This window comes from Streptomyces endophytica, from assembly GCF_026153355.1.
In the GTDB taxonomy this organism is placed as follows: Bacteria; Actinomycetota; Actinomycetes; order Streptomycetales; family Streptomycetaceae; genus Streptomyces; species Streptomyces endophytica.
On record NZ_CP110636.1, the window covers coordinates 5,030,035 to 5,043,879 of the forward strand.

General features: G+C 67.6%; 5 protein-coding genes and 2 rRNA genes. 4 read left to right on the forward strand and 3 right to left on the reverse strand.

The genetic code is table 11. The features are described 5' to 3' along the window. Nucleotides 1-71: 71 nt before the first annotated feature. A complete protein-coding gene (locus OJ254_RS22535; RefSeq protein ID WP_265363789.1) occupies nucleotides 72-2,495 on the reverse strand; it encodes a glycoside hydrolase family 31 protein in 2,424 nt (807 codons plus the stop codon). Nucleotides 2,496-2,803: 308 nt separating this feature from the next. Between OJ254_RS22535 and OJ254_RS22540 the strand changes: the two genes are divergently transcribed. Both OJ254_RS22540 and OJ254_RS22545 read left to right on the forward strand, forming a co-directional pair. Further along, complete coding sequence (locus OJ254_RS22540) at nucleotides 2,804-4,822, forward strand: acetoacetate--CoA ligase (RefSeq protein ID WP_265363790.1); 2,019 nt, start codon at nucleotides 2,804-2,806, stop codon at nucleotides 4,820-4,822. Between the two features lie 156 nt (nucleotides 4,823-4,978). Continuing rightward, complete coding sequence (locus OJ254_RS22545; RefSeq protein ID WP_265363791.1) at nucleotides 4,979-5,974, forward strand: hypothetical protein; 996 nt, start codon at nucleotides 4,979-4,981, stop codon at nucleotides 5,972-5,974. A 101-nt stretch (nucleotides 5,975-6,075) separates the two neighbouring features. On the opposite strand, the gene ptsP is transcribed toward OJ254_RS22545, so the two are convergent. Together ptsP and OJ254_RS22555 are read right to left on the reverse strand one after the other, a co-directional pair. Beyond that, nucleotides 6,076-7,746: a phosphoenolpyruvate--protein phosphotransferase gene (gene ptsP / locus OJ254_RS22550; RefSeq protein ID WP_261952843.1), complete on the reverse strand. Its 1,671-nt coding sequence runs from the start codon at nucleotides 7,744-7,746 to the stop codon at nucleotides 6,076-6,078. 79 nt (nucleotides 7,747-7,825) lie between these two features. Next, nucleotides 7,826-8,275 carry a PTS sugar transporter subunit IIA gene (locus OJ254_RS22555; RefSeq protein ID WP_261952844.1) on the reverse strand — a complete coding sequence of 150 codons (450 nt, stop codon included), beginning with the start codon at nucleotides 8,273-8,275 and terminating at the stop codon, nucleotides 7,826-7,828. A gap of 574 nt (nucleotides 8,276-8,849) precedes the next feature. Here OJ254_RS22555 and OJ254_RS22560 point away from each other — a divergent pair. Then, nucleotides 8,850-10,378 (forward strand): 16S ribosomal RNA (locus OJ254_RS22560). A 306-nt stretch (nucleotides 10,379-10,684) separates the two neighbouring features. Beyond that, nucleotides 10,685-13,805, forward strand: a 23S ribosomal RNA gene (locus OJ254_RS22565). The 16S and 23S rRNA genes sit together here, the layout of an rRNA operon. The last annotated feature ends 40 nt before the right edge of the window (nucleotides 13,806-13,845 follow it).

Genomic DNA, 13,845 nt, shown 5'->3' on the forward strand with positions numbered 1-13,845 from the left:
TATCAGGAGCGGCGGCTCCGCGGAAGACCCCGCCCACCGGCCCGCACGTCCCGGGACGGGGATGCCCCCCGTCACCCGTCCGCCCCCGCCGGCACCTCCTCCGCCAGCCCCCGCACCCGTACGCGATACCCCACCGCGCCACCGTCCCGCCGCTCCACGACCACCCGGCCGTCCGCCTCCCGCCGCGTCACGAAGCGCTCCACCGTCGGCCGTTGCCAGCCGTCCCCGGCGTCCGGAACCACCAGCCCGCCGCCCTCCCGGCCGGCCACCGGGGCCCACACCTCCAGCTGTGTCCCCCCGTCCCCGTCCGCCACCGGAAGCACCGCCCCCGCCCGCGCCAGCACCGGGATCCGCGACAGCGGCGCGTCCACCCACACCTGCCCGGGACCCTCGTACGCCCGCCCGGTCGCGGTGTCGTACCACCGCCCGCGCGGCAGCCGCACCGCCCGCCGGGTCACCCCCGCCTGCAGCACCGGCGCCACCAGCAGCGCGTCCCCCAGCAGGAACGCGTCCCCGCAGTCCCGCAGCGCCCGGTCCCGCGGCGAACTCCACCACACCGGCCGCACATACGGCGCCCCCGCCAGCCGCGCCAACTGGCCCAGCGTCACGAAGTACGGAAGCAGGCGCTGCCGCTCCCGCAGCGCCGCCCGGGCGTGGCCGAGCGCGGCTATGCCGAATTCCCACGGCTCCCTGCGGCCCGCCCACACCGCCGAATGCGTCCGGAACAGCGGCAGGTACGCGCCCAGTTGGAACCACCGCACATACAGCTCCGGCGACGGCGCCCCGGAGAACCCGCCGACGTCCGGTCCGCTGTAGGGCACCCCGCACAGCCCCAGCCCCAGGACGAGCGACAGCGAGGCCCGCAGTCCCTCCCAGCCCGTCGCGACATCCCCCGACCAGGTGCCCCCGTACCTCTGGAGCCCCGCCCAGCCGGCCCGGGAGAACAGGAACGGCCGCTCGTCGGGCCGCAGTTCACACAGCCCCTCGAAGCCCGCCCGGGCCATCGCCAGCCCGTAGACGTTGTGCGCCTCCCGGTGGTCCCCGCCCCGCCCCTCCAGCGCGTGCCGGGCCGAACGCGGCAGCGTCTGCTCCCCGAACGGCGCGAACGACACCGGCTCGTTCATGTCGTGCCAGAAGCCCGAGAACCCCTGCGCCAGCCGCTCGGCGTACAGCGCACCCCACCACTTGCGCACCCGCGTATCGGTGAAGTCCGGGTACACCGACTCACCCGGCCACACCACCCCGCGCACCTCCCGCCCCCGCGCGTCCCGTACGAAGGCGTCGGCCGCCGCCCCGCCCTCGTAGACCGCGACCCCCGGCTCCGCCTTCACCGCCGGATCCACGATCGACACCAGCCGCACCCCGTCGGCCCGCAACTCCCGCGCCAGGCCCGGCAGATCCGGATAGCGCGCACGGTCCACGGTGAAGACCCGGTGCCGGTCGAAGTGGTCGATGTCCAGATGGACGGCCGACAGCGGAAGCTCCCGCTCCTTGTAGCCGGCCACGATCCGGCGCACCTCGTCCTGGCCGCCGAACCCCCAACGGGCGTGCTGGTACCCCAGCGCCCACCGGGGCGGCAGCGCGGGCGCACCGGTCAGCGCCGTCCACATCTGCAGCACCCGGGCCGGGGTTCCGGCCAGCACCCAGTAGCGCAGCGGCCCGCCGTCCATCCGCACCTCACACGTGCCCGGCCGGTCGTGCCCGGAACCGGCGCCCTCCGCCCCCTCGCGCAGCAGCACCCGGCCGTCCCACGAATTGTCGTGAAAAACCAGATGTGTTCCGGCGTCCGCCACCACCAACTGCACCGGCATCGTCAGCGACAGCGGATCGTCCCCCGGCACGAACGCGCCGCCCGGATCGGTGTTCCACAACCGGTAGGCGCCGTCCCGCAGCCGCGGCCCGTGCGCCCGGCCGCCCAGCCCGAAGAACCGCGCATCGGCCGCCACCTCCGACCGCTGCACCCACCGCGACCCGTCACTGCCCTCCGGCCGCCCGGCCCGCTCGCCCGCCCCGTCCGGCCCCGCCGTACGGTCCCACCAGCGCGGCGGCAGCTCGCGCCGCAGCACCGCCCCGCCCGGCGTGCGCACCTCCACCGCGCCGTGCCGGGACACCGCCACCAGCACCCGCTCGGACACCACCCGCCAGCCGCCCTCCGTATCGGGCTCCAGCACCGCCCGCGCGTCCACCTCGGGACACGCCCCGGCCAGCGCGTACGACGGCTCCGGCCCGGCACCGTCCCAGCCGCAGAACACCGCACCACCGGTCGCCACCCGCACCCGCAGCGACGACCGCGCGAAATGGATCACCCCGCCGCCCGGCTGCGGCTCCGCCCCCGTGGCCGCCCCCGGCACCCGCGCCCGCTCCGGCGCACGCGTCGGCAGCGCCACCGCATCCGCCCGCCGCGCCCGCCACGCCGCGCGCACGGAGCGGAGCCCCTGCGCCGGCCCGACCGCCCTGACCACCCGTACCGATCGCACCAGATCACGCCCGTCCATGCCGGTCAGCCTGCCATTGACGCCCGGGTGGGCGGGCATCGTTCAACTGCCGTTCACCTGCACGGGGTCACGCTCGGCCACGCCGAGGCCGGGGTGGGACGGCCGGTGGCCGGAATGCGCCCGAGCCGCCCCCCCACGTGTGCACACCACATCCCCCACCCCCCGAATATGGGCGGTCGGCCCTGGTGCACAAGACGATCACATGGCATCGTCCAGACAAGCCGTGTCACGCGCACACGTCAGGCCGGGAGACCCCCACCATGGTGCGCGCCCGGCGCATACGCCGCGTACCACCCGGGAGCCGCCTCATGACCACCGCACCGCACTCCGCCCACCGGCCGGAACCCCTCTGGCAGCCCGGCCCGGACCGGATCGCCGGCGCACAGGTCACCCGCTTCCACACCTGGGCCGCCGCCCACCACGGCGCCCCCGCCCCCACCCCGGGCGACCCTGCCGCGAGCTACGCCGACCTGCACCGCTGGTCCGTCGACGACCTCCCCGCCTTCTGGCGCGCCGTCGCCGCCTGGTTCGACGTCCGCTTCGCCACCCCCTACGAGACCGTGCTCGCCGACCGCGCGATGCCCGGCGCCCGCTGGTTCCCCGGCGCCACCCTCAACTACGCCGCACACGCCCTGCGCGCCGCCGAGGACCCGGCCCGCGCCGACGAGCCCGCGCTGCTCTACGTCGACGAGACCCACGAACCGACCCCCGTATCCTGGCGCGAGCTGCGCGCCCAGGTCGGCTCGCTGGCCGCCGAACTCCGCCGCCTCGGCGTCCGCCCCGGCGACCGCGTCAGCGGCTACCTTCCCAACGTCCCCCAGGCCGTCGTCGCCCTGCTCGCCACCGCCGCGGTCGGCGGCGTCTGGACGTCCTGCGCCCCCGACTTCGGCGCCCGCAGCGTCCTGGACCGCTTCCAGCAGATCGAACCGGTCGTCCTGTTCACCGTCGACGGCTACCGCTACGGCGGCAAGGAACACGACCGCCGCGACACCGTCACCGAACTCCGCGCCGAACTCCCCACCCTGCGCGCCGTCGTCCACATCCCCCTGCTCGGCACCCCCGCCCCCGAAGGCGCCCTCAACTGGTCGGACCTGACCGGAAACGACACCGAACCGGTCTACGAACAGGTCCCCTTCGACCACCCCCTCTGGGTGCTCTACTCTTCCGGCACCACCGGCCTCCCCAAGGCCATCGTCCAGTCCCAGGGCGGCATCCTCCTCGAACACCTCAAGCAGACCGGCCTGCACTGCGACCTCGGCCCCGACGACCGGTTCTTCTGGTACACCTCCACCGGCTGGATGATGTGGAACTTCCTCGTCGCCGGCCTCCTGGTGGGCTCCACGATCGTCCTCTACGACGGCAGCCCCGGCCACCCCGACATCGCCGCCCAGTGGCGGGTCGCCGAGGCCACCCGCGCCACCGTCTTCGGCACCTCCGCCGCGTACGTCATGGCCTGCCGCAAGGCCGGCATCCACCCCGCCCGCGACCTCGACCTCTCCGCCGTCACCTGCGTCGCCACCACCGGCTCCCCGCTCCCCCCGGACGGCTTCCGCTGGCTGCACGACTCCTTCGCGGAGAGCGGCGCCGACCTGTGGACCGCCTCCGTCAGCGGCGGCACCGACGTCTGCAGCTGCTTCGCCGGCGCCGTCCCCACCCTCCCGGTCCACATCGGCGAACTCCAGGCCCCCTGCCTCGGCACCGACCTGCAGGCCTGGGACCCCCAGGGCAAGCCCGTCATCGACGAGGTCGGCGAACTCGTCGTCACCAACCCCATGCCGTCCATGCCCACCCGCTTCTGGAACGACCCCGACGGCACCCGCTACCACGACAGCTACTTCGACATGTACCCCGGCGTCTGGCGGCACGGCGACTGGATCACCGTCACCTCCCGCGGCAGCGTCATCATCCACGGACGCTCCGACTCCACCCTCAACCGCCAGGGCGTGCGGATGGGCTCCGCCGACATCTACGAAGCCGTCGAACGCCTCCCCGAGATCCGCGAGTCCCTCGTCATCGGCCTGGAACTCCCCGACGGCGGCTACTGGATGCCGCTCTTCGTCCACCTCGCACCGGGCAGCACCCTCGACGACGCGCTCCGCGACCGCATCAAGCGCACCATCCGCGAACAGCTCTCCCCGCGCCACGTCCCCGACGACATCATCGAGGCCCCCGGCGTCCCGCACACCCTCACCGGCAAGCGCATCGAAGTCCCCGTCAAACGCCTCCTCCAGGGCACCCCGCTCGACAAGGCCGTCAACCCCGGCTCGGTCGACAACCTCGAACTCCTCCACTTCTACGAGCAGGTGGCCCGCGACCGCACCCGGTAGAACCACCGGTCAGCGCCGGACCCGGCACGGCCGTCCGGGCCCGGCGCCGGACCGCCGTTGTCAGACCCCCGATTACTCTCGGTGACGAGTGGACGCCGGGCCGTGCACCCGCCCGGCCCGGCGTCCACCGCAGACCGAGACACCCGAGGGGGAACCATGACCACCACATCCCGGCCCACCGACCCGGCCGCCGCCCGCCGCAGCCTGCGGCGCGAAATCCCGAGTGCCGCCGCCGTCCTCGCCGACGAGCGCGACTTCACCGCCATGCGCCGGTACGCCAGCTTCCCGTTCGACGACCACGCCGGCTACCTCCGCCAGATGGAGACCCTGCTGCGTACCCTCGCCGGCCAGGGCGTCCTCACCACCGTCGGCCTCTTCGACCCGGCCGCCTACGCGCAGTACTGCGCCGACCGCTCCCTGGACCCCGACCGGCCCGACAGCCGCAGCCGCTACACCGCCGAAGTGGCCCGCACCGGCGCCACCGTCACCTACGACGGCGAACCGCTGACCAAGCTCCTCCCCTTACTCGTCGCCGAAGCAGACCGCCAGGCGACCTGGGACCACGCCACCGCCCTGCTCACCCGCGCCGGCCGCTGCGAGAGCTGCGGCGCCGACCTCGCCCACGCCGCCTTCACCCGCGCGGGCCAGGCCGTCCAGCGCCTCCTCGACGCCCTCGGCGACGGCACCCACCACCTCGTCTGCTCCATCGCCGCCGGCGATCCACCCCTGCTCGCCGTCCTGCACGCCGGCCGCAGCCCCGGCGCCCGCCCCCAACTGGACGAACACCAGGCCCTGGTCTTCTGCACGGTCCTCGCCGCCGGCCTCGCCCTGCGCACCCCCGGCGGCATCGTCTCCCGCACCACACCCGCCCCCGACGACACCGCACACGACACCGCCCACGATCCGGCCACCGACGCATCCCGCGCCCCGGCCACCGACGCATCCCACGGGACACCCCGCGCCATGGTCCGCGACACGGTCCGCGGCTGGTCCCTGCGCGACGCCTGGCCACACGCCCTCAGCGCCGGCGAGGTGTTCACCGCCTACTGCACCGACGCCGACAGCGGCGAGCCCGTCCCGCCCGAACCAGGCGTCAACTACGCCCCCGGCCTGCCCGTGACACCCCCGCCCGACCACCCCTGCCACCCCTGACCGGCCACCGCAACACCCCGGTGCTGGAAAACACGAACGGCCGCCCCGCCACAAGGGCGGGACGGCCGTCAGGCCCGTGCGGCGCCGCGCGCCGCCCGGCCTCACTCCCCGGACAGCACCGCCTGCGCGGCCGCCCGCGCGTCCTCGGCGGTGTCCGCCGCGCGCGCCGCGGCCGCCGCACGCTCGCACTGCGCCAGCGTGTGCTTGGCCAGCGTCGCCCGCACATAGGGAAGAGACGCCGCACCCATCGAAAGGCTGGTGACACCGAGACCCGTCAGCACACACGCCAGCAGCGGATCCGAGGCCGCCTCACCACAGACACCGCAGCTCTTGCCCTCGGCCTTCGCGGCCTCGGCCGACAGCGCCACGAGATCCAGCAGCGCCGGCTGCCACGGATCCTGCAGCCGCGACACCGCGCCCACCTGACGGTCCGCGGCGAAGGTGTACTGCGCCAGGTCATTGGTCCCCAGCGAAAGGAACTCGACCTCCTGCAGGATCGACCGCGCCCGCAGGGCCGCCGACGGGATCTCCACCATCGCGCCGAACTTCGCCCGCAGCCCCGCCTCACGGCAGGCGTCCGCGAACGCCTTGGCGTCGATCCGGTCCGCCACCATCGGCGCCATGACCTCGAGGTAGACCGGCAGCCCCTCGGCGGCCTTCGCCAGCGCCGAGAGCTGCGTCCGCAGCACCTCGGGGTGGTCGAGCAGGGTGCGCAGACCCCGCACGCCCAGCGCCGGGTTCGGCTCGTCGGCCGGCGTCAGGAAGTCCAGCGGCTTGTCGGCACCGGCGTCCAGCACGCGCACGACCACGCGCCCCTCCGGGAAGGCCTCCAGCACCTTCCGGTACGCCTCGACCTGCTTCTCCTCGGACGGCGCCTGCTTGCTGTCGTCCAGGAACAGGAACTCCGTACGGAACAGCCCGACGCCCTCCGCACCGGCCTCGACCGCGGCGTCCACATCACCCGGGCCGCCGACGTTCGCCAGCAGCGGCACCTTGTGCCCGTCGGAGGTGGCCCCCGGACCGGACGACGCGGCCAGCGCCGCCTTCCGCTCCGCCGCGGCCCGCTCCAGCTCCGCCCGCTTCTCCGGGCTCGGCTCCACGAAGATCTCCCCGGTGCTGCCGTCGACGGCGATCACCGTGCCCTCGACCAGCTCACCGGCGCCCGGCAGCGCGACGACGGCAGGCACCCCCAGCGCCCGCGCGAGGATCGCGCTGTGACTGGTCGGCCCGCCCTCCTCGGTCACGAAACCGAGCACCAGCGACGGGTCCAGCAGCGCGGTGTCCGCCGGCGCCAGGTCCCGCGCGATCAGCACGTACGGCTCGTCACTGTCCGGCACACCCGGCATCGGCACGCCCAGCAGCCGCGCGACGATACGGTTCCGCACGTCATCGAGGTCGGCCACACGGCCCGCGAGGTACTCACCGGCACCGGCGAGCAGCGCCCGGTAGGCCGCGAACGCGTCGTAGACCGCCCGCTCGGCGGTGCTGCCCACCGCGACCCGCCGCTCGACGTCCGCCATCAGCTCCGGGTCCTGCGCCATCAGCGCCTGGGCCTCCAGCACCGCCTGCGCCTCACCACCGGCCAGGTTCCCGCGCGCTATCAGGTCGGCGGCCACGGCCTCGACGGCCTGGCGGGCGCGCCCCTGTTCGCGCTCCGCCTCCTCCGCCGGGATCTGCTTGGCCGGCGGCTCCAGCACCGCCGTGCCCATGTGCCGCACCTCGCCTATGGCCACACCGTGGCTCACCCCGACGCCCCGCAGCGTTGTCTCCATTGCACCCGTCTCCGGTTGTGATGCGACGGCCCGGCCGCCGCGATGAATGTCGTAGCTGCCGTCCGCGACGGCACCCGGCCTACTGCCAGGAGAAGAGCTGGTCGCCGGCCTTCACATCGCCGTCCTCGCGCACGTCACCGAGCGCGTCGGCGGTGGCCTCCAGCGCGACGACCGGGCACACCGGGGACTTGCCGGCCTCCTCGACCGCGGCGGGGTCCCAGCGCACGATCTCCTGACCGCGGGTCACGTTGTCGCCCTTGTTCACGAGCAGCTCGAAGCCCTCGCCGTTGAGCTGAACGGTGTCGATACCGAGGTGCGTGAGCACGCCGTGGCCCTCGGGGTCCACGACGACGAAGGCGTGCGGGTGCAGAGAGACGACAACACCGTCCACGGGGGAGACGGCGGCGGACGGCTCACGGACGGGGTCGATGGCGGTACCGGGACCCACCATCGCTCCGGAGAACACCGGGTCGGGCACGGCCGCGAGTCCGATGGCGCGTCCTGCGAGCGGGGACGTCACGGTGGTCATGGGAAGCCTCCCAGGGGTGGAGATTCATCAGGCCGCCGTCACTACCTGTCCTGGACGGCGCACCGTTCAGAGCGTAAGTCATAAGAATCGGCCGTTCCGCATGAGAGACGCCGGTTGCACCCCGCGAGTCCCGCTGAATCGATTTGCCTCGCCCACAGCAGAGCTGTACTGTCTGAGACCTGCCCCGGACAGCCAGTCGCAATCAACTGCGGCCCGGTTGAGGTGGGCGGCACTCCTCAGCGTCTTGATCGCGACTCAAGAATTGCGTGATTCTGCATGCCTGCAGAAAAGCGGCGGTTCGAAAGCCCGAAAAGGCCTGATAGAGTGTGAAACACCGAAGGGAAGCGCCCGGAGGAAACCCGAGAGGGAATCCAAAGGAAGCGTCCGTTCCTTGAGAACTCAACAGCGTGCCAAAAGTCAACGCCAGATATGTTGATACCCCGTCTACCGGACCGGATGGTCTGGTGACGAGGTTCCTTTGAAGAAAAACACAGCGAGGACGCTGTGAACCGAGGGATTATTCCTCCCTCTGGTTCCGCTCAACGCGAGTGTTCACCGGGAGTACCCGGAAGCATTCACGGAGAGTTTGATCCTGGCTCAGGACGAACGCTGGCGGCGTGCTTAACACATGCAAGTCGAACGATGAACCTCCTTCGGGAGGGGATTAGTGGCGAACGGGTGAGTAACACGTGGGCAATCTGCCCTTCACTCTGGGACAAGCCCTGGAAACGGGGTCTAATACCGGATACGACACGGGGTCGCATGACCTCCGTGTGGAAAGCTCCGGCGGTGAAGGATGAGCCCGCGGCCTATCAGCTTGTTGGTGGGGTGATGGCCTACCAAGGCGACGACGGGTAGCCGGCCTGAGAGGGCGACCGGCCACACTGGGACTGAGACACGGCCCAGACTCCTACGGGAGGCAGCAGTGGGGAATATTGCACAATGGGCGAAAGCCTGATGCAGCGACGCCGCGTGAGGGATGACGGCCTTCGGGTTGTAAACCTCTTTCAGCAGGGAAGAAGCGAAAGTGACGGTACCTGCAGAAGAAGCGCCGGCTAACTACGTGCCAGCAGCCGCGGTAATACGTAGGGCGCAAGCGTTGTCCGGAATTATTGGGCGTAAAGAGCTCGTAGGCGGCTTGTCGCGTCGGATGTGAAAGCCCGGGGCTTAACCCCGGGTCTGCATTCGATACGGGCAGGCTAGAGTTCGGTAGGGGAGATCGGAATTCCTGGTGTAGCGGTGAAATGCGCAGATATCAGGAGGAACACCGGTGGCGAAGGCGGATCTCTGGGCCGATACTGACGCTGAGGAGCGAAAGCGTGGGGAGCGAACAGGATTAGATACCCTGGTAGTCCACGCCGTAAACGTTGGGAACTAGGTGTGGGCGACATTCCACGTCGTCCGTGCCGCAGCTAACGCATTAAGTTCCCCGCCTGGGGAGTACGGCCGCAAGGCTAAAACTCAAAGGAATTGACGGGGGCCCGCACAAGCAGCGGAGCATGTGGCTTAATTCGACGCAACGCGAAGAACCTTACCAAGGCTTGACATACACCGGAAAACCCTGGAGACAGGGTCCCCCTTGTGGTCGGTGTACAGGTGGTGCATGGCTGTCGTCAGCTCGTGTCGTGAGATGTTGGGTTAAGTCCCGCAACGAGCGCAACCCTTGTTCTGTGTTGCCAGCATGCCTTTCGGGGTGATGGGGACTCACAGGAGACTGCCGGGGTCAACTCGGAGGAAGGTGGGGACGACGTCAAGTCATCATGCCCCTTATGTCTTGGGCTGCACACGTGCTACAATGGCCGGTACAATGAGCTGCGATACCGCGAGGTGGAGCGAATCTCAAAAAGCCGGTCTCAGTTCGGATTGGGGTCTGCAACTCGACCCCATGAAGTCGGAGTTGCTAGTAATCGCAGATCAGCATTGCTGCGGTGAATACGTTCCCGGGCCTTGTACACACCGCCCGTCACGTCACGAAAGTCGGTAACACCCGAAGCCGGTGGCCCAACCCCTTGTGGGAGGGAATCGTCGAAGGTGGGACTGGCGATTGGGACGAAGTCGTAACAAGGTAGCCGTACCGGAAGGTGCGGCTGGATCACCTCCTTTCTAAGGAGCACTTCTTACTCGGACTTGTCCGGGTCAGAGGCCAGTACATCAGCGAGTGTCTGATGCTGGTTGCTCATGGGTGGAACGTTGACTACTCGGCACACTTGAGAGAACGAGCGTTAGTACTGCTTCGGCGTGGAACGCGGTTCGTTGGTCAAGGGTGTCGGGCACGCTGTTGGGTATCTGAGGGTACGGACTGTGAGTCCGGACCTTCGCGATGCCGGCCCCAGTGAACTCAGCCTTCGGGTTGGGGTGGTGGGTGGCTGGTCGTTGCTTGAGAACTGCACAGTGGACGCGAGCATCTGTGGCCAAGTTTTTAAGGGCGCACGGTGGATGCCTTGGCACCAGGAACCGATGAAGGACGTGGGAGGCCGCGATAGGCCCCGGGGAGCTGTCAACCGAGCTTTGATCCGGGGGTGTCCGAATGGGGAAACCCGGCAGTCGTCATGGGCTGTCACCCGCTGCTGAACACATAGGCAGTGTGGAGGGAACGCGGGGAAGTGAAACATCTCAGTACCCGCAGGAAGAGAAAACAACCGTGATTCCGGGAGTAGTGGCGAGCGAAACTGGATGAGGCCAAACCAGTCACGTGTGATACCCGGCAGGGGTTGCGTGGTTGGGGTTGTGGGATCTCTTTTCTGCAGTCTGCCGGCTGTGGGACGAGTCAGAAACCGTTGATGTAGGCGAAGGACATGCGAAAGGTCCGGCGTAGAGGGTAAGACCCCCGTAGCTGAAACGTCAACGGCTCGTTTAAGAGACACCCAAGTAGCACGGGGCCCGAGAAATCCCGTGTGAATCTGGCGGGACCACCCGTTAAGCCTAAATATTCCCTGGTGACCGATAGCGGATAGTACCGTGAGGGAATGGTGAAAAGTACCGCGGGAGCGGAGTGAAATAGTACCTGAAACCGTGTGCCTACAAGCCGTGGGAGCGTCGGAACAAGGCTTGCCTTGTTCTCGTGACTGCGTGCCTTTTGAAGAATGAGCCTGCGAGTTTGCGGTATGTTGCGAGGTTAACCCGTGTGGGGAAGCCGTAGCGAAAGCGAGTCCGAATAGGGCGTTGAGTAGCGTGCCCAAGACCCGAAGCGGAGTGATCTAGCCATGGGCAGGTTGAAGCGGAGGTAAGACTTCGTGGAGGACCGAACCCACCAGGGTTGAAAACCTGGGGGATGACCTGTGGTTAGGGGTGAAAGGCCAATCAAACTCCGTGATAGCTGGTTCTCCCCGAAATGCATTTAGGTGCAGCGTCGTGTGTTTCTTGCCGGAGGTAGAGCACTGGATAGGCGATGGGCCCTACCGGGTTACTGACCTTAGCCAAACTCCGAATGCCGGTAAGTGAGAGCGCGGCAGTGAGACTGTGGGGGATAAGCTCCATGGTCGAGAGGGAAACAGCCCAGAGCATCGACTAAGGCCCCTAAGCGTGTGCTAAGTGGGAAAGGATGTGGAGTCGCAGAGACAACCAGGAGGTTGGCTTAGAAGCAGCCACCCTTGAAAGAGTGCGTAATAGCTCACTGGTCAAGTGATTCCGCGCCGACAATGTAGCGGGGCTCAAGCACACCGCCGAAGTCATGTCATTGCAGCATTAGGACCAACGTCTGCTGTGATGGGTAGGGGAGCGTCGTGTGCCGGGTGAAGCAGCCGTGGAAACGAGTTGTGGACGGTTCACGAGTGAGAATGCAGGCATGAGTAGCGATACACACGTGGGAAACGTGTGCGCCGATTGACTAAGGGTTCCTGGGTCAAGCTGATCTGCCCAGGGTAAGTCGGGACCTAAGGCGAGGCCGACAGGCGTAGTCGATGGACAACCGGTTGATATTCCGGTACCCGCTTTGAAGCGCCAAACATTGAATCAGGCGATGCTAAGTCCGTGAAGCCGCCCTGAGCTCTTCGGAGCGTAGGGGAGTGGTGGAGCCGACGAACCAGACTTGTAGTAGGTGAGTGATGGGGTGACGCAGGAAGGTAGTCCAGCCCGGGCGGTGGTTGTCCCGGGGTAAGGGTGTAGGCCGTGTGGTAGGCAAATCCGTCACACGTTAAGGCTGAGACCTGATGCCGAGCCGATTGTGGTGAAGTGGATGATCCTATGCTGTCGAGAAAAGCCTCTAGCGAGTTTCATGGCGGCCCGTACCCTAAACCGACTCAGGTGGTCAGGTAGAGAATACCGAGGCGTTCGGGTGAACTATGGTTAAGGAACTCGGCAAAATGCCCCCGTAACTTCGGGAGAAGGGGGGCCATTGCTGGTGATGAGTCTTGCACTCTGAGCTGGTGGTGGCCGCAGAGACCAGCGAGAAGCGACTGTTTACTAAAAACACAGGTCCGTGCGAAGCCGTAAGGCGATGTATACGGACTGACGCCTGCCCGGTGCTGGAACGTTAAGGGGACCGGTTAGTCATGATTCGTCATGGCGAAGCTGAGAACTTAAGCGCCAGTAAACGGCGGTGGTAACTATAACCATCCTAAGGTAGCGAAATTCCTTGTCGGGTAAGTTCCGACCTGCACGAATGGCGTAACGACTTCTCGACTGTCTCAACCATAGGCCCGGTGAAATTGCATTACGAGTAAAGATGCTCGTTTCGCGCAGCAGGACGGAAAGACCCCGGGACCTTTACTATAGCTTGATATTGGTGTTCGGTTCGGCTTGTGTAGGATAGGTGGGAGACTTTGAAGCATCAACGCCAGTTGGTGTGGAGTCATTGTTGAAATACCACTCTGGTCGTGCTGGATGTCTAACCTGGGTCCGTGATCCGGATCAGGGACAGTGTCTGGTGGGTAGTTTAACTGGGGCGGTTGCCTCCTAAAGGGTAACGGAGGCGCCCAAAGGTTCCCTCAGCCTGGTTGGCAATCAGGTGTTGAGTGTAAGTGCACAAGGGAGCTTGACTGTGAGACTGACGGGTCGAGCAGGTACGAAAGTAGGGACTAGTGATCCGGCGGTGGCTTGTGGAAGCGCCGTCGCTCAACGGATAAAAGGTACCCCGGGGATAACAGGCTGATCTTCCCCAAGAGTCCATATCGACGGGATGGTTTGGCACCTCGATGTCGGCTCGTCGCATCCTGGGGCTGGAGTCGGTCCCAAGGGTTGGGCTGTTCGCCCATTAAAGCGGTACGCGAGCTGGGTTTAGAACGTCGTGAGACAGTTCGGTCCCTATCCGCTGTGCGCGTAGGAGTCTTGAGAAGGGCTGTCCCTAGTACGAGAGGACCGGGACGGACGAACCTCTGGTGTGCCAGTTGTCCTGCCAAGGGCATGGCTGGTTGGCTACGTTCGGAAAGGATAACCGCTGAAAGCATCTAAGCGGGAAGCCTGCTTCGAGATGAGGGCTCCCACCTCCTTGAGAGGGTAAGGCTCCCAGTAGACGACTGGGTTGATAGGCCAGATATGGAAGCCGGGTAACCGGTGGAGTTGACTGGTACTAATAGGCCGAGGGCTTGTCCTCAGTTGCTCGCGTCCACTGTGTAGGTTCTGAAGTAACGACC